Source organism: Microbacterium salsuginis (assembly GCF_012524205.1).
Lineage (GTDB): Bacteria > Actinomycetota > Actinomycetes > Actinomycetales > Microbacteriaceae > Microbacterium > Microbacterium salsuginis.
The window spans coordinates 25,098-44,933 of record NZ_JABACI010000005.1 but is presented as its reverse complement, the minus strand read 5'-3'; the positions used below and the strand labels follow the sequence as shown (position 1 = coordinate 44,933).

General features: G+C 70.8%; 20 protein-coding genes. All 20 read left to right on the top strand.

What is annotated here, in order from left to right; all coding sequences use genetic code 11:
- The first annotated feature begins 29 nt into the window (after window positions 1–29).
- The 20 genes from pyrR (at window position 30) to HF576_RS16115 (ending at window position 19,835) form a co-directional block, all read left to right on the top strand.
- Window positions 30–560 (top strand): bifunctional pyr operon transcriptional regulator/uracil phosphoribosyltransferase PyrR, encoded by a 531-nt coding sequence (pyrR, locus tag HF576_RS16210; protein ID WP_168913888.1) that lies wholly within the window; start codon window positions 30–32, stop codon window positions 558–560.
- Entirely contained in the window at window positions 557–1,549 is a 993-nt protein-coding gene (locus HF576_RS16205) for an aspartate carbamoyltransferase catalytic subunit (protein ID WP_168913887.1), read from the top strand. Before pyrR ends, HF576_RS16205 begins: the two co-directional genes overlap by 4 nt.
- Window positions 1,546–2,892 carry a dihydroorotase gene (locus HF576_RS16200; protein WP_168913886.1) on the top strand — a complete coding sequence of 449 codons (1,347 nt, stop codon included), beginning with the start codon at window positions 1,546–1,548 and terminating at the stop codon, window positions 2,890–2,892. The genes HF576_RS16205 and HF576_RS16200 overlap by 4 nt, the downstream gene beginning before the upstream one ends.
- Entirely contained in the window at window positions 2,889–3,398 is a 510-nt protein-coding gene (locus HF576_RS16195; RefSeq protein WP_168913885.1) for a PH-like domain-containing protein, read from the top strand. Before HF576_RS16200 ends, HF576_RS16195 begins: the two co-directional genes overlap by 4 nt.
- Window positions 3,395–4,630, top strand: a complete 1,236-nt coding sequence (gene carA / locus HF576_RS16190; RefSeq protein ID WP_240949004.1) for a glutamine-hydrolyzing carbamoyl-phosphate synthase small subunit — start codon at window positions 3,395–3,397, stop codon at window positions 4,628–4,630. The genes HF576_RS16195 and carA overlap by 4 nt, the downstream gene beginning before the upstream one ends.
- Complete coding sequence (gene carB, locus HF576_RS16185; RefSeq protein ID WP_168913884.1) at window positions 4,623–7,922, top strand: carbamoyl-phosphate synthase large subunit; 3,300 nt, start codon at window positions 4,623–4,625, stop codon at window positions 7,920–7,922. The genes carA and carB overlap by 8 nt, the downstream gene beginning before the upstream one ends.
- Window positions 7,919–8,782, top strand: coding sequence for an orotidine-5'-phosphate decarboxylase (gene pyrF, locus HF576_RS16180; RefSeq protein WP_168913883.1), 864 nt, complete (start codon window positions 7,919–7,921; stop codon window positions 8,780–8,782). The genes carB and pyrF overlap by 4 nt, the downstream gene beginning before the upstream one ends.
- A gap of 1 nt (window position 8,783) precedes the next feature.
- Window positions 8,784–9,680: a guanylate kinase gene (gene gmk, locus HF576_RS16175; protein ID WP_168913882.1), complete on the top strand. Its 897-nt coding sequence runs from the start codon at window positions 8,784–8,786 to the stop codon at window positions 9,678–9,680.
- Window positions 9,681–9,770: 90 nt separating this feature from the next.
- Window positions 9,771–10,025: a DNA-directed RNA polymerase subunit omega gene (gene rpoZ, locus HF576_RS16170; RefSeq protein WP_168913881.1), complete on the top strand. Its 255-nt coding sequence runs from the start codon at window positions 9,771–9,773 to the stop codon at window positions 10,023–10,025.
- Between the two features lie 89 nt (window positions 10,026–10,114).
- On the top strand, window positions 10,115–11,308 hold the full coding sequence (gene metK, locus HF576_RS16165; RefSeq protein ID WP_168913880.1) for a methionine adenosyltransferase: 1,194 nt from the start codon (window positions 10,115–10,117) through the stop codon (window positions 11,306–11,308).
- A gap of 54 nt (window positions 11,309–11,362) precedes the next feature.
- Window positions 11,363–13,339, top strand: a complete 1,977-nt coding sequence (locus HF576_RS16160) for a primosomal protein N' family DNA-binding protein (protein WP_168913879.1) — start codon at window positions 11,363–11,365, stop codon at window positions 13,337–13,339.
- 20 nt (window positions 13,340–13,359) lie between these two features.
- Window positions 13,360–14,283: a methionyl-tRNA formyltransferase gene (gene fmt, locus HF576_RS16155; RefSeq protein ID WP_168913878.1), complete on the top strand. Its 924-nt coding sequence runs from the start codon at window positions 13,360–13,362 to the stop codon at window positions 14,281–14,283.
- The gene (locus tag HF576_RS16150) at window positions 14,280–15,650 is read left to right on the top strand and encodes an RsmB/NOP family class I SAM-dependent RNA methyltransferase (protein WP_168913877.1); all 1,371 of its coding nucleotides are present in this window, start codon (window positions 14,280–14,282) and stop codon (window positions 15,648–15,650) included. Before fmt ends, HF576_RS16150 begins: the two co-directional genes overlap by 4 nt.
- A gap of 51 nt (window positions 15,651–15,701) precedes the next feature.
- Complete coding sequence (gene rpe / locus HF576_RS16145) at window positions 15,702–16,394, top strand: ribulose-phosphate 3-epimerase (protein ID WP_168913876.1); 693 nt, start codon at window positions 15,702–15,704, stop codon at window positions 16,392–16,394.
- A complete protein-coding gene (locus tag HF576_RS16140; protein ID WP_168913875.1) occupies window positions 16,391–16,900 on the top strand; it encodes a hypothetical protein in 510 nt (169 codons plus the stop codon). Before rpe ends, HF576_RS16140 begins: the two co-directional genes overlap by 4 nt.
- 46 nt (window positions 16,901–16,946) lie before the next feature.
- Entirely contained in the window at window positions 16,947–17,210 is a 264-nt protein-coding gene (locus HF576_RS16135; RefSeq protein ID WP_168913874.1) for a phosphoribosyl-ATP diphosphatase, read from the top strand.
- Window positions 17,211–17,253: 43 nt separating this feature from the next.
- Window positions 17,254–18,096, top strand: a complete 843-nt coding sequence (gene hisG, locus HF576_RS16130) for an ATP phosphoribosyltransferase (RefSeq protein ID WP_168913873.1) — start codon at window positions 17,254–17,256, stop codon at window positions 18,094–18,096.
- Between the two features lie 16 nt (window positions 18,097–18,112).
- Entirely contained in the window at window positions 18,113–18,886 is a 774-nt protein-coding gene (gene hisF, locus HF576_RS16125) for an imidazole glycerol phosphate synthase subunit HisF (RefSeq protein ID WP_168913872.1), read from the top strand.
- The gene (gene hisI / locus HF576_RS16120) at window positions 18,883–19,245 is read left to right on the top strand and encodes a phosphoribosyl-AMP cyclohydrolase (RefSeq protein WP_168913871.1); all 363 of its coding nucleotides are present in this window, start codon (window positions 18,883–18,885) and stop codon (window positions 19,243–19,245) included. The genes hisF and hisI overlap by 4 nt, the downstream gene beginning before the upstream one ends.
- A complete protein-coding gene (locus HF576_RS16115; RefSeq protein WP_168913870.1) occupies window positions 19,245–19,835 on the top strand; it encodes a Trp biosynthesis-associated membrane protein in 591 nt (196 codons plus the stop codon). Before hisI ends, HF576_RS16115 begins: the two co-directional genes overlap by 1 nt.
- Window position 19,836: the final 1 nt, after the last annotated feature.

Here is a 19,836-nt window from a genome sequence, read left to right as displayed (position 1 = left end):
GTCCTGTGAGGCGGAGAAGGGAGCGGCGGATGAGCACGCGCACCGTGCTGCACCAGGCCGACATCGCCCGGGCCCTGACTCGGATCTCTCACGAGATCCTCGAGTCCAACAAGGGTCCGGAGGGACTGATCCTCCTCGGCATCCCCACCCGCGGCGTCACGCTCGCCCATCGCGTCGGACGCCTCATCGAGGAGTTCTCGGACGCCGTCATCCCGGTCGGCGCACTCGATGTCACCATGTACCGCGACGACCTGCACCGCAATCCGACGCGCGCGCCACAGCCCACGCAGATCCCGCCCGGCGGGATCGACGGCCGAGTCGTGGTCCTCGTCGACGACGTCCTCTTCTCCGGTCGCAGCATCCGTGCGGCGCTGGATGCCCTGCAGGACATCGGCCGCCCGGCCGCGGTGCGGCTGGCCACGCTCGTCGACCGCGGTCACCGCGAGCTCCCGATCCGGCCTGACTTCGTCGGCAAGAATCTGCCGAGCTCGCGGGACGAGCGGGTGAATGTGCACCTGGCGGAGGTCGACGGGCGCGAGGAGGTGACGATCGAGTCATGAGGCACCTGCTCGACACGAAGTCCCTGTCGCACGCCGACGCCCTGCGCATCCTCGACGTCGCCGAAAACATGGCCGACACGCAGCGCCGCGAGGTCAAGAAGCTTCCGACGCTCCGCGGCAAGACGGTGGTCAATCTGTTCTTCGAGGACTCCACACGCACGCGCATCTCGTTCGAGGCCGCTGCCAAGCGTCTGTCGGCCGACGTCATCAACTTCTCGGCCAAGGGCTCGAGCGTCTCGAAGGGCGAATCGCTGCAGGACACCGCCCAGACGCTGCAGGCGATGGGGGCGGATGCCGTGGTCATCCGTCATGGCGCCTCCGGGGCGCCGCGGACCCTGGCCTCGAGCGGCTGGATCACCGCGGGGGTCGTGAACGCCGGCGACGGCACGCACGAGCATCCGACTCAGGCCCTCCTGGATGCCTTCACCATTCGCAAGCGCCGTTTCGGCGAGGCAAGTCGCGGACGCGACCTGGCGGGACTGTCGGTCACGATCGTCGGCGACATCCTCCATTCGCGGGTCGCGCGCTCCAACGTCTGGCTCCTGCACACCCTCGGCGCGAAGGTGACGCTCGTCGCACCGCCGACGCTCATCCCGCAAGACGTCTCGACGTGGCCCGCACGGATCTCTTACGATCTCGACGCCGCGATCGCCGAGGGTCCCGACGCCCTCATGATGCTGCGCATCCAGCTCGAGCGGATGAGCGCAGCCTATTTCCCCACTGAACGGGAGTATTCCCGTCGCTGGGGTCTGGGTGCCGACCGCCTCGCCGCCCTCCCGGCGGATAGCATTGTCATGCACCCCGGACCCATGAACCGGGGCATGGAGATCTCCGCCGAGGCCGCCGACTCGCCGCGTTCGACCGTGCTCGAGCAGGTCGCGAACGGCGTCTCGGTGCGCATGGCCGCGCTCTACCTGCTGCTGGCAGGCGCGGAGGATGACCTGAGCGGCCCGGGCCGTACGCCGAACGAGAAGGGGAGCACGCGATGACCGTGACACGATCCGCCGCCGGCGGCACCGCGACCACCGAGACGCTCCTCTTCCGCGGAGCGCGGATCGACGGCTCCGACGCGGCAGACCTCTTGGTGAAGGACGGTCTGATCGCCGAGATCGGCACCGGTCTCAGCCACGCCGGAGCCACCGTGGTCGACGTCGACGGCCTCGTCGTGCTGCCGGGCCTCGTCGACCTGCACACGCATCTTCGCGAACCCGGGTACGAGGCATCCGAGACCATCCTCACCGGCTCGCGGGCCGCCGCGGCCGGGGGGTACAGCGCGGTGTTCGCCATGCCGAACACGTCGCCGGTCGCCGACACCGCCGGCGTCGTCGAGCAGGAGCTGGCGCTCGGCGAGGCCGCCGGCTTCGTGACCGTGCAGCCGATCGGCGCCGTCACGGTGGGGCAGAAGGGCGAGCGCCTCGCCGAGCTCGGAGCGATGGCCGATTCACGGGCCCGCGTGCGCGTGTTCAGCGACGACGGCTTCTGCGTGTGGGATCCGCTCATCATGCGGCGCGCGCTCGAGTACGTGAAGGCGTTCGACGGCGTCATCGCCCAGCACGCGCAGGACCCCCGACTGACCGAGGGCGCCCAGATGAACGAGGGTGCCGTCTCGGCCGAGCTCGGCCTGGCGGGCTGGCCGGCGGTGGCGGAGGAGTCGATCATCGCGCGCGACGTTCTGCTGGCCGAGCACGTCGGATCCCGGCTGCACGTGTGCCACCTGTCCACGGCGGGATCCGTCGACATCATCCGGTGGGCCAAGCGGCGCGGGGTGAACGTCACCGCCGAAGTGACGCCGCACCATCTGCTGCTCACCGACGAGCTGGTGCGCGACTACGACGCGCGCTTCAAGGTCAACCCGCCGCTGCGCCGGGAAGAAGACGTCCTCGCGGTGCGCGAGGGCCTGGCCGACGGGACCATCGACATCGTCGCCACCGACCACGCACCGCATCCGGCTGAGGCGAAGGCCTGCGAGTGGCACGCTGCGGCCAACGGCATGGTGGGGCTCGAGAGCGCGCTGCGCGTCGTGCAGCAGGCGATGATCGACACCGGCCTCATCACGTGGGGCGACGTCGCGCGGATCATGTCGCGCGAACCCGCGCGGATCGGCCGGCTCGCCGGTCACGGCACGCCGCTCACGGCCGGGCAGCCCGCATCCCTCGTCTTCTACGACGCCTCCCCGGCGCACCCGTTCACCGCGGCGGATCTGCGGGGCCGCAGCACCAACTCGCCCTACATCGGACGCGAGCTGCCGGGAGAGGTGCGCTGGACGCTCCATCACGGCGTCGTGACCGTCGCCGAGGGCGGACTTCTCGACCAGCCGGGGGTCCGCTCATGAGCCGTGAGGGCGCCCTCGCGGTCATCGTGCTCGTCGCCGTGCTGCTGGTCGGCGCAGGCATGTGGGCGTGGCGGCGGCGCACGCGACGTGACGCGCAGCCCCTCGCTCGGCCGGGCGACCTCGCCGCCGACGCGCACGTGCGCGCGGTCTTCGACGTGCTCTACGTCGCGACGACCCGACACGACGCGCCACTGGAACGAATCGCCGCTCCGGGAATGGCGTTCCGCTCGAAGGCGACCATGACCGTCGCCGACGAGGGGATCGCCGTGGCGCTGACCGGTCAGGCTCCGTTCGTGCTGACGCCCGAGCGCATCGTGGATGTCGGCCAGTCCACGGTCGCGATCGACCGTGTCGTCGAGGCCGGCGGACTCACCCGGCTGACCTGGCGCACCGACGCCGGATCGACCGTCGACAGCTACTTCCGACCCCAGGACGCCTCGGCCCGCGCCCTCGCCGCCGCCGTGGCGGGCATCCTGAACCCGACCCAGACGGGAACCGACGCATGAACACCCTCTTCCAGACCGAACCGGCCGTCCTCGTGCTCGAGGACGGCACCCGCCACGTCGGCCGCGCCTACGGGGCGCTGGGCACCACGCTCGGCGAGGTGGTCTTCGCCACCGGCATGACCGGTTACCAGGAGACCCTCACCGACCCGTCGTACGCCGGCCAGATCGTGCTGCAGACCGCTCCGCACATCGGCAACACCGGAATGAACGACGAGGACCCCGAGTCCCGTCGCATCTGGGTCGCGGGATACATCGTGCGCGACCCCTCCCGCGTGGTGTCGAACTGGCGCGCCGACGAGTCCCTGGATGATGCGCTCTCGCGTGACGGCATCGTGGGGATCAGCGGCATCGACACGCGGGCCGTGACCCGCCACATCCGCTCGGCAGGCAGCATGCGCGGCGGGATCTTCTCGGGCGATGCGGCGGCGATCGAAGCCGAGGAGCAGGTGCGCCTGGTGCGCGAGGCGCCGCAGATGGCCGGACAGAACCTGTCGGCGGCGGTCTCGGTCGCGGCGGCCGAAGTGACGCCCGCGACCTCCGAGCGCATCGGCAACCTCGCGGTGCTCGATCTCGGGGTCAAGCAGGCCACCGTCGACAACCTCGCCGCACGCGGGTTCGACGTCCACGTGCTGCCGCAGGACGTCACGATCGAGCAGCTCCGCGCGATCGACCCGGTCGCCGTCTTCTACTCCAACGGCCCGGGCGACCCGGCGGCGTCGGGCGATCACGTCGAGCTGCTGCGCGGCGTGCTCGACGAGCAGCTGCCGTTCTTCGGCATCTGCTTCGGCAACCAGCTGCTCGGCCGGGCCCTGGGCCTGGGCACCTACAAGCTTCCCTTCGGTCATCGCGGCATCAACCAGCCGGTACTCGACAAGTCGACCGGGCGCGTGGAGATCACTGCCCACAACCACGGCTTCGCGGTCGAGGCGCCGATCGACGGCGAGTTCGACAGCCCGAACGGCTACGGTCGCGTCGAAGTGAGCCACGTCGGCCTCAACGACCAGGTGGTCGAGGGGCTGCGCGCCCTCGACATCCCCGCGTTCTCGGTGCAGTACCACCCCGAGGCGGCCGCCGGCCCGCACGACGCCAACTACCTGTTCGACCGCTTCCGCGACATGGTGGTCCGCTCGTTGAGCGAGCGGCGCGAGACGAAACGCGATTCGCCTCCCGACGACGTTTCGTCTCCTCGCTTCGCTCCTCGCTCAACGACCGGAAAGTCCGACAATGCCTAAGCGCTCCGATATCGAATCCGTCCTGGTCATCGGCTCCGGCCCCATCGTGATCGGCCAGGCCTGCGAGTTCGACTACTCCGGCACCCAGGCCTGCCGCGTGCTGCGCGAGGAGGGCGTGCGCGTCATCCTGGTCAACTCGAACCCGGCCACGATCATGACCGACCCCGACTTCGCCGATGCGACGTACATCGAGCCGATCACGTGGCAGGTGATCGAGACGATCATCGCCAAGGAGAAGCCCGACGCGATCCTGCCCACGCTCGGCGGCCAGACGGCGCTCAACGCGGCGATCGACCTGCACAACCACGGCATCCTCGAGAAGTACGACGTCGAGCTGATCGGCGCGAACTTCGAGGCGATCAACAAGGGTGAGGACCGCCAGATCTTCAAGCAGCTCGTGCTGGACGCGGGCGCGGACGTCGCGGCATCCCGCATCGCCCACACGATGGACGAGGTGCTCGCCGCCGCAGACGAGCTGGGCTACCCGCTCGTCGTCCGTCCGTCGTTCACGATGGGCGGGCTCGGCTCCGGCTTCGCGTACGACGAGCGCGACCTGCGCCGTATCGCGGGTGCCGGCCTGCGCGATTCGCCGACGACCGAGGTGCTGCTCGAGGAGTCGATCCTCGGGTGGAAGGAGTACGAGCTCGAGCTCATGCGCGACACGGCCGACAACACGGTCGTGGTGTGCTCGATCGAGAACGTCGATCCCGTCGGCGTGCACACCGGCGACTCGATCACGGTCGCGCCGGCGCTCACGCTGACCGACCGCGAGTACCAGAAGCTGCGCGACATCGGCATCGACATCATCCGCGCCGTCGGCGTGGACACCGGCGGCTGCAACATCCAGTTCGCCGTCGATCCGGCCACCGGGCGCATCATCGTCATCGAGATGAATCCGCGCGTCTCGCGCTCGTCGGCGCTGGCCTCGAAAGCGACCGGGTTCCCGATCGCGAAGATCGCCGCCAAGCTCGCGATCGGCTACCGTCTCGACGAGATCCCGAACGACATCACGAAGGTCACGCCGGCCAGCTTCGAGCCGACGCTCGACTACGTCGTGGTCAAGGTGCCGCGGTTCAACTTCGAGAAGTTCCCCGCTGCCGACACGACGCTGACGACGACCATGAAGTCGGTCGGCGAGGCCATGGCGATCGGCCGCAACTACGCGACCGCGCTGCAGAAGGCGCTGCGGTCGCTCGAGAAGCGCGGGTCGAGCTTCCACTGGGGCGATGAGCCGCGTTCCGCCGACGAGCTGCTCGAGATCGCCGCCGTCCCGACGGACGGCCGCATCGTGGTGCTGCAGCAGGCGCTGCGCAAGGGCGCCACGGTCACGCAGGCGTTCGAGGCCACCGGGATCGACCCGTGGTTCCTCGACCAGATCGTGCTCATCAACGAGGTCGCCGAGTTCGTGCGGCAGGCGGGCGAACTGGATGCCGCGACCCTTCGCATCGCGAAGGAGCACGGTTTCAGCGACGCCCAGATCGCGCAGCTGCGCAGCACGGCCGGCGAGGTCGGCGAGGCGGAGGTCCGCGGCATCCGTCATGCACTCGGCATCCGTCCCGTCTACAAGACCGTCGACACGTGCGCGGGGGAGTTCCCCGCGCTCACGCCGTACCACTACTCGAGCTACGACTTCGAGACCGAGGTCTCGCCGTCGGAGCGTACGAAGGTCGTCATCATCGGATCAGGCCCGAACCGCATCGGGCAGGGCGTCGAGTTCGACTACTCGTGCGTGCACGCGTCGTTCGCGCTGTCGGACGCGGGCTACGAGACGGTCATGGTCAACTGCAACCCCGAGACCGTGTCGACCGACTACGACACGTCGGACCGGCTGTACTTCGAGCCGCTGACGCTCGAGGACGTGCTCGAGGTGCTCCACGCCGAGGCGCAGTCCGGCACGATCCTGGGCGTCGTGTGCCAGCTGGGCGGACAGACGCCGCTCGGTCTGGCCAAGGGCATCGAGGACGCCGGTTACACCATCCTGGGCACGAGCCCGGCGGCGATCGATCTGGCCGAGGAGCGCGAGCAGTTCTCGCGGCTGCTCGACGAGGCCGGGCTCCTCGCTCCGCGCAACGGCACCGCGATCGACGTCGACGGCGCGGTGGCCGTCGCGGAGGAGATCGGGTACCCGGTCCTGGTGCGCCCGAGCTTCGTGCTCGGCGGACGCGGGATGGAGATCGTCTACTCGACCGAGGCGCTGCGGGACTACTTCGTGCGGATCGCCGATCAGGCGATCATCGGCCCCGGAATGCCGCTGCTGGTGGACCGCTTCCTCGACGACGCGATCGAGATCGACGTCGACGCGCTCTTCGACGGCACGGAGCTGTACATCGGCGGCGTGATGGAGCACCTCGAGGAGGCCGGCATCCACTCCGGCGACTCCAGCTGCACGCTCCCGCCGGTGAGCCTCGGGCGCACCGACATCGATCGCGTGCGCGTCGCGACGCACGCCATCGCCGAAGGCGTGGGCGTACGCGGGCTGCTCAATGTGCAGTTCGCGATCTCGGCCGGCGTGCTGTACGTCATCGAGGCCAACCCGCGGGCGAGCCGCACCGTCCCGTTCGTCTCGAAGGCGCTCGGCATCCCGCTGGCGAAGGCCGCGTCGCGCATCATGGCCGGCAGCACGATCGCCGAGCTGAAGGACGAAGGGATGCTGCCGGAACAGGACGGCTCCCGCGTGCCGCTGGACGCGCCGGTGGCCGTCAAGGAGGCCGTGCTGCCGTTCAAGCGCTTCCGCACCGCGGACGGCCAGACCGTCGATTCCGTGCTCGGTCCCGAGATGCGCTCGACCGGCGAGGTCATGGGGATCGACCGTGACTTCCCGACGGCGTTCGCCAAGTCGCAGGAGGCCGCGTACGGCGGCATGCCGCTGGAGGGGACCGTCTTCATCTCGGTCGCCGACAGCGACAAGCGAGCCGTCATCCTCCCCGCGCACCGCCTGCAGGAGCTCGGCTACGACCTCGTGGCCACCGAGGGCACCGCCGAGATCCTCGCCCGCAACGGCATCGCCGTGCGCGTGGTGAGCAAGTACTCCGAGACGCAGGAGTCCGGCGGCACGAATGTCGTGGACCTGATCAACGCCGGCGAGATCGACATCGTCGTCAACACCCCGTCGGGCGGGTCCGCCCGTGCCGACGGCTACGAGATCCGCGCCGCGGCCGTCGCCGGAGACAAGGCGCTCTTCACGACGATGGCCGTGCTCGGAGCCGCCGTCAGCGCCCTGCCGGTGCTGCGCGAGGGCTTCGCGGTGAGGAGCCTGCAGGAGTACGCGGCCGACCGCGAGGCGCGCCGATGAGCTCGACGACCGTGACGGGCTCCTTCGGTGAGCGACTTCGTGCGGCGATGGCCCGACGCGGACAGCTGTGCGTCGGGATCGACCCGCACGTGCACCTCCTCGCGGAGTGGGGGCTGGATGCCTCGGCCGCCGGCGCTCGCGAGTTCGGGCTGCGCACGGTCGAAGCCGCGGCCGATGCCGTGGGGATCGTCAAGCCGCAGGTGTCGTTCTTCGAGCGGTACGGCTCGGCGGGCTTCGCGGCACTCGAGGATGTGCTGGCCGCCGCGCGCGCGGCGGGGCTCCTCGTGATCGGCGACGCCAAGCGCGGCGATATCGGCACGACCATGGACGCCTACGGCGAGGCATGGCTGACACCGGGCTCGCCGCTGGAGGTCGACGCGGTCACGGTCAACCCGTTCCTCGGCGTCGGGACCCTGGAGGGGACGTTCGCTCTCGCCGAGAGCGCCGGCAAGGGCGCGTTCGTGCTCGCCGCCACCAGCAACCCCGACGCGTTCACCGCGCAGCGCGCGCGTCTGGGCTCCGCCGAGTCGCACGGCGAGACGGTGTCGGGAGCGATCGTCCGCGAGGTGTCCGCGCGCAACGCGCGCGTGACCGCGCCCGGCCAGTGGGGCAGCATCGGCTTCGTCATCGGCGGCACGGTGGACTGGGCGGATGCCGGCCTCGAGCCGTTCGCACCGATCGCACCGATCCTCGGCCCCGGGTTCGGGCACCAGGGCGCGGAGCCGGAGGATCTGCGGTCCCGCTTCGGTGCACTCGCCCCCGCGGTGATAGCGTCGGAGAGCCGCAGCATCCTGGCTGCCGGACCCGACCGGCTCGCCGCGCGCATTCAAGAGCGCGCCCTTCTCTACCGTGGTGACTGACATGCCTGATTCCCGCACTCCGCCCGAGGTCGATCGAGCGGCGGCATCCCGCCGCGCGGTCGCCGCACGCCGCGAACGCGCCGCCTTGAAGAAGGATGTCGCGATGCGGGTCATCACGCCGCAGGAGCTCCTGCGGCGTGCCCTGGCCGATCCGTCCGCACCCGCCGGTGCGATGCGCGTGCCGGAGTTCCTCACCGCCATCCCCGCCATCGGCGAGGGCAAGCGCGACCGCATCCTGAAAGACCTCGAGATCTCGCCCGTGAAGCGTCTCGGCGGACTGGGCTCCCGGCAGCGCGAGGACCTCCTCCGGTTCCTCGACGAGCGCTGGCCGGAGCTGCAGCCTCGCGACAGCAGGAGCCGCCTGGTCGTCCTGGCGGGGCCGACCGCGGTCGGCAAGGGCACCGTCGCATCGCACATCAAGGAGCACCACCCCGAGATCCATCTGTCGGTCTCTGCCACGACGCGCAAGCCGCGGCCCGGCGAGGTCGACGGAGAGCACTACTTCTTCGTCGACGACGACGAGTTCGATCGCATGATCGCCGCCGGCGAGCTGCTCGAGCACGCGACAGTGCACAACGCCTATCGTTACGGCACGCCGCGCCGCCCCATCGAGGCCGCTCTCGCGGAGGGGCGGACGGTGCTGCTCGAGATCGATCTGCAGGGGGCCCGTCAGGTGCGCGCCGCCGATCCCTCGGCGACCCTGGTCTTCCTGCTCCCGCCGAGCTGGGACGAACTGGTCCAGCGGCTCGTGGGACGCGGCACCGAGGACGCGGCTGAGCGCGCCCGGCGGCTGCGCACCGCCAAAGCCGAACTCGCCTCGCAGGGGGAGTTCGACTACCGCGTGGTCAACGACGACGTGGCGCGCGCCGCTGATGAAGTCGCCCGCCTTGCGCGGTGACCCGCCCGCCTCGCGTAGAATGAATGGATGCCTCGGCTCGCCGAGGCCCGAAAGACTTCCATCCCGTCATCCGATCCAGGAGGTTTCGCCATGGCCGGAACGAACCAGGGCATCATCGAGCCCCCCATCGACACTCTTCTCGAGAAGGTCGACTCCAAGTACCAGCTCGTGATCTACGCGTCCAAGCGCGCCCGTCAGATCAACGACTACTATTCGGACCTGCACGAGGGCAACCTGTTCGACAACGTCGGCCCCCTGGTGGACTCGACGGTCGAAGACAAGCCGCTCACGATCGCGCTGCACGAGATCCACGAAGACAAGCTGCGTCTTCGTCACGTCGAGTAGACCGCCGTTACGTCCCGATGCCCTCGAGAGCGGACATGTCCGCTCTCGGGGGCATACTGGTGCCGGCACCCTTCCGATCTGGAGCATCGATGACCGACCTGCGTCTGTTCACGTCCGAATCCGTCACCGAGGGGCATCCCGACAAGATCTGCGACCAGATCTCGGACTCGATCCTCGACGCGATCCTGACCGAGGACCCCGATGGCCGGGTCGCTGTCGAGACGCTGGTGACCACCGGGCTCGTGCACGTCGCAGGAGAGGTGTCGACCTCCGCCTACGTCGAGATCCCCGCGATCGTGCGCAGCGTGGTGAATCGCATCGGCTATACCTCCAGTGAGACCGGCTTCGACGGCGACTCGTGCGGTGTGAGCGTGTCGATCGGGGCCCAGTCCTCCGACATCGCGGCCGGCGTCGACAAGGCGTTCGAGCGGCGTGAGGACGGCTCGGAGGACCCCCACGACCTGCAGGGTGCCGGCGACCAGGGCATCATGTTCGGCTACGCCACCACCGAGACGCCCGAGCTCATGCCGATGGCGGCGTGGACGGCCCACCGCATGGCGGAGCGCCTCGCCGAGGTGCGGCGCTCCGGCGCTCTGCCGTTCCTGCGACCCGACGGAAAGACGCAGGTCACGCTCGGTTACGACGGTCAGACGCCGAAGACGGTCGAATCGGTCGTGCTGTCGACGCAGCACAACCCCGACATCTCGCAGAAGGCGCTGCGCGCGGCGGTCCGCGCCGAGGTCATCGATCCGGTGCTGGAGTCGACCGGGCTGGAGCTGCCCGACGTGCAGTTCTACATCAACCCGGCCGGCCCGTTCGTCATCGGCGGCCCCAAGGGCGACGCCGGGCTCACCGGTCGCAAGATCATCATCGACACCTACGGCGGCGCCTCGCGGCACGGCGGCGGAGCGTTCAGCGGCAAGGACCCGTCGAAGGTCGACCGTTCGGCGGCGTACGCGATGCGCTGGGTCGCCAAGAACGCGGTCGCGGCGGGATTGGCCGAGCGGCTCGAGGTGCAGGTCGCGTACGCGATCGGCAAGGCGAAGCCCGTCGGCCTGTACGTCGAGACCTTCGGCACGGGTCGAGTGTCGGACGAGGCGATCACCCGCGCGATCCTCGACGTGTTCGATCTGCGTCCGAGGGCGATCATCGACGAGCTCGACCTGCTGCGGCCGATCTACGCCCAGACGGCCGCGTACGGGCACTTCGGTCGCGAGCTGCCGGACTTCACGTGGGAACGCACCGACCGTGCTGACGCCCTTCGCGCGGCAGCAGGGCTCTGAAGAACGCCGCGTGAGCGCGGTGCGCGACGACGCACGACCTCTCAAGGGCAGACAGTGACGGCCCGCCGGGTGGCGAGGGTTCTCATCGACTCGCCACTGCCGCAGCTTGATCGTCTGTTCGACTACGAGATCCCCGACGATCTCGCGTCCGCTGCCGTGCCGGGCGTGAGGGTGCGCGTGCCCTTGCGCAGCGCCGGCAGGGTCGTGGACGGATACCTGGTCGAGATCGGGGATCCGGATGCCTCGGACCGCCCGCTCTCCGAACTCGACGCCGTGGTGTCACCGGTTCCCGTGCTCACGGCGGGTCTGTACGCGCTCGCCCGGCGCGCAGCCGATCGTGCCGCCGGGTCGGCGAGTGACATCCTGCGTCTCGCGATTCCGCGACGCATGGTGCGGGCCGAGAAGGCGTGGCTCGCCGCCGAGGCACCGGCCCGTCCGGAGGTGACCGAGGAGTCGCTCGCCTGGGCGCGCGAGGTCTTGTCGGCGTATCCGGGATTGGCCGAGGCGGTCGATGCCGGCGAACGCCTCGCGGTGGATGCGCCCCCGAGCCCCGCGCAGCTGCCGGACGGAACACCGGTCGGGTCGTGGGCCGTGTTCCTCGCCGCGGCCGCGGTCCAGACGCTCGGGAGCGGGCGCAGTGCGATCGTGGCCATGCCGGATCATCGCGACCGCGCCCAGCTGGAAGCGGCGCTCGCGGCGCATGTGCCCGCCGATGCGCTGGTGCGCGACGACGCGAAGCGAAGCGGTCCTGAGCGCTACGCGGCCTTTCTGCGCACGCTGGCGGCGGTGCCGTGCACCGTGATCGGCAACCGGTCGGCGGTGTACGCCCCGGTGTCCGAACTCGGGCTGGTCGCACTGTGGGACGACGGCGATCCGCTGCTGGCCGAGCCGCTCAGCCCCGGCGTCCACGCGAGAGATGCCGCACTGCTGCGCCAGGAGCTCGACGGGGGCGCGCTCATCTTCGCCGGGCACACCCGCACGACCGATGTCGAGCGCCTCGTCGCGGTCGGGTGGGTGCGCGATCTCCCGGCCGCACGCCGCCGCAGTCCGCGCGTCGTGCTGAGCGCGACGCGCGAGGGGGAGTCCCGCGGCGCCCGCGTCCCCTCGTCCGCGTTCGCCACGGCCCGCGAGGCACTCGAGAGCGGACCGGTGCTCGTCCAGGTCGCGCGGCCCGGATACGCCCCGGTGCTGGTGTGCGCGCAGTGCCGGCATCCCGCCCGGTGCGCGCACTGCGGCGGACCGTTGCACGCAGCCCGCCCCGGCGCCGTACCCGCGTGCAGCTGGTGCGGCCGGGCCGCCACGCGCTGGGCGTGCACGGAATGTTCGGGGACCCTGCTGCGGATGGCCTCCTCCGGCAGCGAGCGCACCGCGGACGAACTGGGGCGCGCGTTCCCCGGCACCCGCGTGATCGTCGCCGACGGCGACCACCCGGTGCCGCAGGTGGAGGCGCGTCCCACGCTGGTCGTCGCCACCCGCGGCGCCGAGCCTCCGGCGGTCGGCGGATACCGCGCGGTCATCCTGCTCGACGGCGATCGGATGCTGATGGCCGAGGACCTGCGGATCGGGGAGTCCTGCCTGCGCTGGTGGTCCAACGCCGCCGCACTTGCGGCGCCTGGTGCGCCGGTGCACCTGGTGGGGGTGGGAGGAGCCGTCGCGCGCGCTCTCGCGACATGGACGCATGCGGGGTACGCACGCGCCGAACTGGCCGATCGCGCGCCGCTGCGGATGCCGCCCACCGTGCGAGTCGCCGCGGTGGACGGAGCGCGTGCTGCGGTCGATGCCGCGCTCATGGAACTGCGACGGTCCGTGCCGGAGCTCGATGCGGAGGCCGTGCTCGGTCCGCTCCCGCGCAACGACGCCATGCGGGCCCTGGTGCGTTTCGACTACGGGCTCGGACCGCGCGTGGCCGAGAGCCTTCGCGCATCCGTCGTCGCCGCGGCCGTGAAGGCGCGTCGTCCTGCGAAGGGACGTCCGGCCGGCCCCGCCAATACACTGAGAGTGCGGGTGGACGTGCCCGACCTCGATCTCTGATCCGCCACGCAGGGAGCTTCATGCGCCTCGTCTTCGCCGGCACGCCGGCGCCTGCCGTCCCGTCGCTTCGCCGACTGGCGGCATCCGGTCACGACATCGCCGCGGTCATCACGCGTCGCGATGCGCCGCTGGGACGCAAGCGCGTGCTCACGCCGTCGCCGGTGGCGGCGACCGCCGAAGAAATCGGGCTCGATGTCATCCGCGCAGACCGCCTGAATGGCGTCGTCACCCAGCAGGTCTCCGCGCTCGCGCCTGACCTCGGAGTGATCGTCGCGTACGGGGGTCTCGTGCGTGAGCCGCTGCTGGCGGCACCGGTCCACGGCTGGATCAATCTGCATTTCTCGCTTCTGCCGCGCTGGCGCGGCGCCGCCCCCGTGCAGCATGCGCTCATCGCCGGCGACCGGCGCACGGGTGCCAGCGTGTTCCAGCTGGTTCCCGAACTCGACGCCGGGGACGTGTTCGGCGAGCTCGCGATGGACATCCCGGATGACGCGACCGCAGGTGAGCTCCTCGACGCACTCGCGCTCGAAGGCGCGGACCTGCTCGTCGACGTCGTCCAGCGCATCGCGCAGGGGACCGCGGTGGCTCGGCCGCAGCGAGGGGAGCCGACGTACGCGTCGAAGCTCGGCGACGAGGACGGCCGCATCCGCTGGAGCGACCCCGCCGACGCCGTGCTCGGCCGCATCCGCGGCGTCACTCCGGAACCCGGAGCCCATACGTCGGTCGACGGCGCGCGACTGAAGGTGCTTGCTGTCCGGCGTGCCCCGGCCGATGCTCCCGCCCTGGCGCCCGGCACGCTCGCGCTGCACAGTCGCGAGGTGGTGGCCGGCACGGGCTCCGTGCCCGTGGTCATCGACACCGTCCAGCCGGCCGGCAAGGGCGCGATGCGTGCCGCCGATTGGTGGCGCGGTCTCCGCAGCGGCGACACGGTGGTGGCGGCATGAGTGCGACGGTGGCCGCGCGGCGCGTGGCGTACGAGACGATCCGCGCGGTGCACGAGTCCGATGCCTATGCGAACCTGCTGCTGCCCACCTCGATCGTGCGCGCAGGACTCGCCGGCGCCGATGCGGCTCTGGCCACCGAGCTCACGTACGGCACGCTGCGCCGCCAGGGCACGTACGACGCCGTGATCGCGATCGCCGCCGACCGCCCCGTGCACGAGATCGATCCGGCCGTCCTGGACGCACTGCGCCTGGGCGTGCACCAGCTGCTCTCGACGCGCGTCGCCTCGCACGCGGCCGTGAACGAATCCGTCGAGCTCGCGCGAGCCGCTGCGGGACGCGGGGCCGCAGGATTCGCGAACGCGGTGCTGCGACGCGTGTCACGCGACACGCCCGGCGACTGGATGACGCACGTGGCCGCGAGCGCGAGGTCGGACGACGAGCAGCTCGGACTGCTGTTCTCGCATCCGGTGTGGGTCGTCCGCGCCTTCCGGCGCGCGCTGGCCGCCGAAGGTCGCGCCGACGAGCTCGAAGCTCTCCTGACCGCCGACAACGCGGCGCCGCGCGTCACGATGGCCGCGCTGCCGGGGCTTGCCGAACCGCCCGAGGATGCCCGGCGCACCCCGTTCTCGCCGATCGGGTTCCGCCTGGGCGGCGGCGACCCCGAGGGCATCGTGCGGGGCTCTGGCGGACGGATCCGCGTGCAGGACGAAGGCTCGCAGCTGGCGGCGCTCGCCCTGACCCGCGCACTGCCCGTCGGCGCGGGGGAGCGCTGGCTGGATCTGTGCGCCGGACCAGGCGGCAAGACCGCGGTCCTGGCCGCTGAGGCACTCGCCCACGGCGCCTCGCTCGAGGCCAATGAGATCTCACCGGCGCGGGCGGGGCTCGTCCGCCGCGCGCTGGAGGGCGTGCCCTTGGAGGTGCCCGTGTCGGAGCAGGACGGACGCGTCCGCGCGGCCGAGGCCCGCGACACGTACGACCGCATCCTCGTCGACGCCCCGTGCACGGGTCTGGGCGCGCTGCGCCGACGCCCCGAGGCGCGGTGGCGGAAGGCGCCGAGCGACGTGCCCTCGCTGACGGAGCTGCAGCGCGAACTGCTCGACGCCGCGGTGGGCGCCCTGAAGCCCGGCGGTGTCGTCGCGTATGTCACGTGCTCGCCGCACCTCGCAGAGACCGCCGGCGTCGTCGCCGACGTGCGTCGCGAGTGGGGAGCGGCGATCGAAGAGATCTCGGCCCGCGAGGTGATCGCGACGCTGTCGGATGCCGATCCCGGCCTTCCGGAGCAGGCAGACGGCAGCGGCAGGGCACAGCTGTGGCCGCATCGGCACAACACCGACGCGATGTCGGTCACGCTGTTGCGCCGTGTCTGAGCAGACGCGTCACGACCGGGCGCCCGAGTGGTGCTCGACCATAATGGACGCGTGCCCACCACTGACCAGACCGGCCGCGAGGTCGGCATCCGGATCAATCCCAGCATCCTCGCCGCTGACTTCGTCAACATGCAGGCCGAGCTGGCGCGCATCGCCACCGCCGACTTCGTCCATGTCGACGTCATGGACAACCACTTCGTCCCGAATCTGACGTTCGGGCCCCAGATGGTCGAGCGCATCCAGGCGACCAGCCCGGTGCCGCTCGATGTGCACCTGATGATCTCCGACCCGGATCGATGGGCTCCGGGCTATGCCGAGCTGGGCGCGGCATCCGTCACCTTCCACCTCGAGGCGGCCACCGAGCCGGTCGCGCTTGCGCGGCGCCTGCGGTCGATAGGAGCGCGAGCGGGTGTCGCGGTCAAGCCCGCAACGCCGGTGGACGGGCTCTTCGACCTGCTCGACGACTTCGACCAGATCCTCGTCATGACCGTGGAGCCCGGCTTCGGCGGCCAGTCGTTCATGCCCGAGACGATGCCGAAACTGCGGCGCCTGGCCGACGAGGCGCGCCGCCGCGGCTCGTCCGTGTGGCTGCAGGTGGACGGCGGGATCGGCGAGTCCACCATCGCGCAGGCAGCCGAGGCGGGGGCCGACACCTTCGTCGCCGGCTCGGCCGTCTTCGGGGCTGCTGATCCCGCGAACGCCATCGCGGGCCTCCGCGCCGCCGCGAGGCGGCATCAGGCATGAGCGACGAACAGGCACCGCCGAGGCGGGGCATCCGGCGCGTCCTGGACGCCTACAGCGGCGAACATGCCGTGTACGGCCTCGTCCTGGTCACGGCGCTCATCGCGGTCGGCTGGGAGGACGAGACCGACCTCGAAGTGCTGATCTTCGTCGTGGGGACGGTCCTGGTGTTCTGGCTCGCCCACATCTACGCCGCCGTCGTCGCGAGCCGCGCGTCCCGGCCCGTCAAGCCGCTCGGCACGGCCGTCGCCGAGGGCGTGCGCCACTCGTCGGGCATGGTCGTCGCGATGCTGGTGCCCGCCGTGCTGCTCCTGCTCGGGGCGACCGGGGTCGTCGAGGAGTACACCGCGTACTTCCTCGCCCTGGGCAGCGGGGTCGTGCTCCTCGCGGTCATCGGGTACGCCAACGCCGCACGCAACGGCAGCCCGCTGGGCTGGCGCATCCTGGGCACCCTCGCGACGACGGCCCTCGGGCTGCTGGTGGTCGGGCTGAGCATCCTCGTGCACTGACGTCACGCGGGTCCGTGGGTCATCCCAGGGACGATAACCTGGCATGGTGAAGACGTTCGACACGCTGTTCGCCGAGCTCGCCGCGAAGGCGGCCGAGCGCCCCGAGGGATCGGGTACCGTCGCGCAGCTGGATGCGGGCGTCCACGCCATCGGAAAGAAGATCGTGGAAGAGGCCGCCGAGGTGTGGATGGCAGCCGAGTACGAGTCGACGGATGCCGCAGCCGAGGAGATCTCGCAGCTGCTGTACCACCTGCAGGTGCTGATGCTCGCGAAGGGGCTGACCCTCGAGGATGTCTACCGACATCTCTGAGCGCGCCTCCCCGTCCGCCCACGAACCCGAAAGCTCCGCCGCCATGCTGCGAATCGCCGTGCCGAACAAGGGCTCGCTCGCCGAGACCGCCTCCGACATGCTTCACGAGGCCGGCTATACCGGCCGCCGCGATCCCAAGGACCTGCACGTCATCGACCCTCAGAACGAGGTCGAGTTCTTCTACCTGCGCCCGAAAGACATCGCCACCTATGTCGGCTCCGGCGCCCTCGACGTCGGCATCACCGGGCGAGACCTGCTGCTGGACGCCCGCATGCCCGGGGCGCGCGAGATCGAGGCGCTGGGCTTCGGCGATTCGACCTTCCGCTTCGCGGGCCCGCCCGGCCGGTTCTCGACGGTGCAGGATCTCGAGGGCGTGCGCGTCGCGACCGCGTATCCGGGTCTCGTCGACGGCTTCCTCGACGACCACGGCGTGGCCGTCGACCTCGTGCCCCTGGACGGCGCCGTCGAATCGGCTGTCAGGCTCGGGGTGGCGGATGCCGTTGCCGACGTGGTGTCGACCGGGACCACGCTCCGTCAGGCGGGGCTCGAGATCTTCGGGCCCGTGCTCCTGCAGTCCGAGGCCGTGCTGATCACGGGCCCGACCGACGTCGAGGCGACCCAGACGCTGCTGCGGCGACTGCGCGGCGTCATGGTCGCCCGCCGCTACGTCATGGTCGACTACGACCTTCCCGCCGAGCTCGTCGACGAGGCCGTGAAGATCGCCCCCGGCATCGAGTCGCCGACGATCTCGCCGTTGCGGGATCCCGCATGGGTCGCGGTGCGCGTGATGGTGGCCCGCACCGGGGTCAACCACGTGATGGACGCGCTGTACGCCATGGGCGCGCGCGCGATCCTGGTCACGGCGATCCACAACGCGAGGCTCTGATGCCCGAGGTGATGCCATGAGCCTGGTCTGCCGCGTGATCCCGTGCCTCGACGTGGCCGCAGGCCGGGTCGTCAAGGGCGTGAACTTCCAGAACCTGCGAGATATGGGCGATCCGGTCGAGCTCGCGGCGGAGTACTTCCGTCAGGGCGCCGATGAGATCACCTTCCTGGACGTCACCGCGACCGTCGACGACCGCTCCACGACGTACGACGTGGTGCGCCGCACGGCCGAGGAGGTGTTCATCCCGCTCACCGTGGGCGGCGGAGTGCGCTCCACCGACGACGTCGCCCGGCTGCTGTCGGTCGGCGCCGACAAGATCGGCGTCAACTCGGCCGCGATCGCGCGCCCGGCGCTGATCGACGAGATCGCCGACCGTTTCGGCGCCCAGGTGCTCGTGCTCTCACTCGACGTCAAGCGCACCGACGAGACGGAATCCGGCTTCGTCGTGACCACGCACGGCGGACGGACCGAGACCTCCCTCGACGCCCTCGCATGGGCGCGCGAGGCGATCGAGCGCGGCGCGGGCGAGCTCCTGGTGAACTCGATCGACGCCGACGGCACGAAGCAGGGGTTCGACCTGGAGCTGGTCGCGCTCATGCGCGAACTGTCGAGCGTTCCGGTCATCGCCTCCGGGGGAGCCGGGCGTGCAGCCGACTTCGGCCCCGCCATCGAGGCGGGTGCCGACGCCGTGCTGGCGGCATCCGTCTTCCACTCCGGCCAGCTGACGGTGGGCGACGTCAAAGCCGCCATCGCTGCCGAGGGAATCGCCGTCCGGGAGGTGTCATCGTGACCGAGTCCGTCGACGAGCGCGTGGGCAGGGTGGCTTTCAACAGCGACGGGCTGGTGGCCGCCATCATCCAGCAGTGGGACTCGCGCGAGGTGCTCATGCTGGGCTGGATGGATGCCGAAGCCCTGCGCCGCACGCTCAGCGAGGGCCGTGTCACCTTCTGGTCCCGTTCGCGCCGCGAGTACTGGCGCAAGGGCGACACGTCCGGGAACATCCAGCTCGTGCGCGGTGCCCGCCTGGACTGCGACGGCGATGCGATCCTCGTCGAGGTCGAGCAGGTCGGTCCGGCGTGCCACACCGGCACGCGGACATGCTTCGACGCCGACGACCTGGACCCGGTCGTGGCGGAGCGACAGGCGTGATGCGCCGCGCCCGCCTGCTGGCGGTGGTGGTCACCGTCGCGTGCGGCGCGATCGGCGTCATCTCCTCGACGCAGACGTGGCTGACAGCGGTCCTCGACGACGGCGTAGGGCACGCGCTCGAGGTCCCGGGCGCCTCGGCCATCCCGGTGCTCGCGCCGCTGAGTCTCGCTGTGCTCGCCCTGGGAGCCGCTCTGTCGATCGTCGGCCTGGTGCTGCGGTACGTGTTCGGCGCGCTGTCGGTGCTGATCGGCCTGGTGCTGGCCTGGCTGAGCGCCCAGGTCGTGTTCGCACACCCCGTCTCGGCCGTCGCATCCGTCGTCACGGAATCCACCGGCATCGCCGGCGAGTCGTCGGTATCGGATCTCGTCGCGTCGATCACTGCGACGCCCTGGCCGGCGATCACGCTCGCGGGGTGGGTTCTGCTCGTCGCGGCGGGCATCTTCACCGTCGCCACAGCGCGAGGGTGGACGGCCACGGGACGCCGCTACCGCACCGAAGAATCCGCGCGTTCCGCGTCCGGCGGATCCCGGCCGCACGACGCCATCGACGACTGGGACGACCTGTCGCGTGGCGAGGATCCCACCACCTGAC

Excerpts from the sequence above, each read along its gene's own strand:
- pyrR (WP_168913888.1), top strand. The coding sequence starts at position 30 with ATGAGCACGCGCACCGTGCTGCACCAGGCCGACATCGCCCGGGCCCTG.
- HF576_RS16205 (WP_168913887.1), top strand. The coding sequence starts at position 557 with ATGAGGCACCTGCTCGACACGAAGTCCCTGTCGCACGCCGACGCCCTG.
- HF576_RS16200 (WP_168913886.1), top strand. The coding sequence starts at position 1,546 with ATGACCGTGACACGATCCGCCGCCGGCGGCACCGCGACCACCGAGACG.
- HF576_RS16195 (WP_168913885.1), top strand. The coding sequence starts at position 2,889 with ATGAGCCGTGAGGGCGCCCTCGCGGTCATCGTGCTCGTCGCCGTGCTG.
- carA (WP_240949004.1), top strand. The coding sequence starts at position 3,395 with ATGAACACCCTCTTCCAGACCGAACCGGCCGTCCTCGTGCTCGAGGAC.
- carB (WP_168913884.1), top strand. The coding sequence starts at position 4,623 with ATGCCTAAGCGCTCCGATATCGAATCCGTCCTGGTCATCGGCTCCGGC.
- pyrF (WP_168913883.1), top strand. The coding sequence starts at position 7,919 with ATGAGCTCGACGACCGTGACGGGCTCCTTCGGTGAGCGACTTCGTGCG.
- gmk (WP_168913882.1), top strand. The coding sequence starts at position 8,784 with ATGCCTGATTCCCGCACTCCGCCCGAGGTCGATCGAGCGGCGGCATCC.
- rpoZ (WP_168913881.1), top strand. The coding sequence starts at position 9,771 with ATGGCCGGAACGAACCAGGGCATCATCGAGCCCCCCATCGACACTCTT.
- metK (WP_168913880.1), top strand. The coding sequence starts at position 10,115 with ATGACCGACCTGCGTCTGTTCACGTCCGAATCCGTCACCGAGGGGCAT.
- fmt (WP_168913878.1), top strand. The coding sequence starts at position 13,360 with ATGCGCCTCGTCTTCGCCGGCACGCCGGCGCCTGCCGTCCCGTCGCTT.
- HF576_RS16150 (WP_168913877.1), top strand. The coding sequence starts at position 14,280 with ATGAGTGCGACGGTGGCCGCGCGGCGCGTGGCGTACGAGACGATCCGC.
- HF576_RS16140 (WP_168913875.1), top strand. The coding sequence starts at position 16,391 with ATGAGCGACGAACAGGCACCGCCGAGGCGGGGCATCCGGCGCGTCCTG.
- hisG (WP_168913873.1), top strand. The coding sequence starts at position 17,254 with ATGCTGCGAATCGCCGTGCCGAACAAGGGCTCGCTCGCCGAGACCGCC.
- hisF (WP_168913872.1), top strand. The coding sequence starts at position 18,113 with ATGAGCCTGGTCTGCCGCGTGATCCCGTGCCTCGACGTGGCCGCAGGC.
- HF576_RS16115 (WP_168913870.1), top strand. The coding sequence starts at position 19,245 with ATGCGCCGCGCCCGCCTGCTGGCGGTGGTGGTCACCGTCGCGTGCGGC.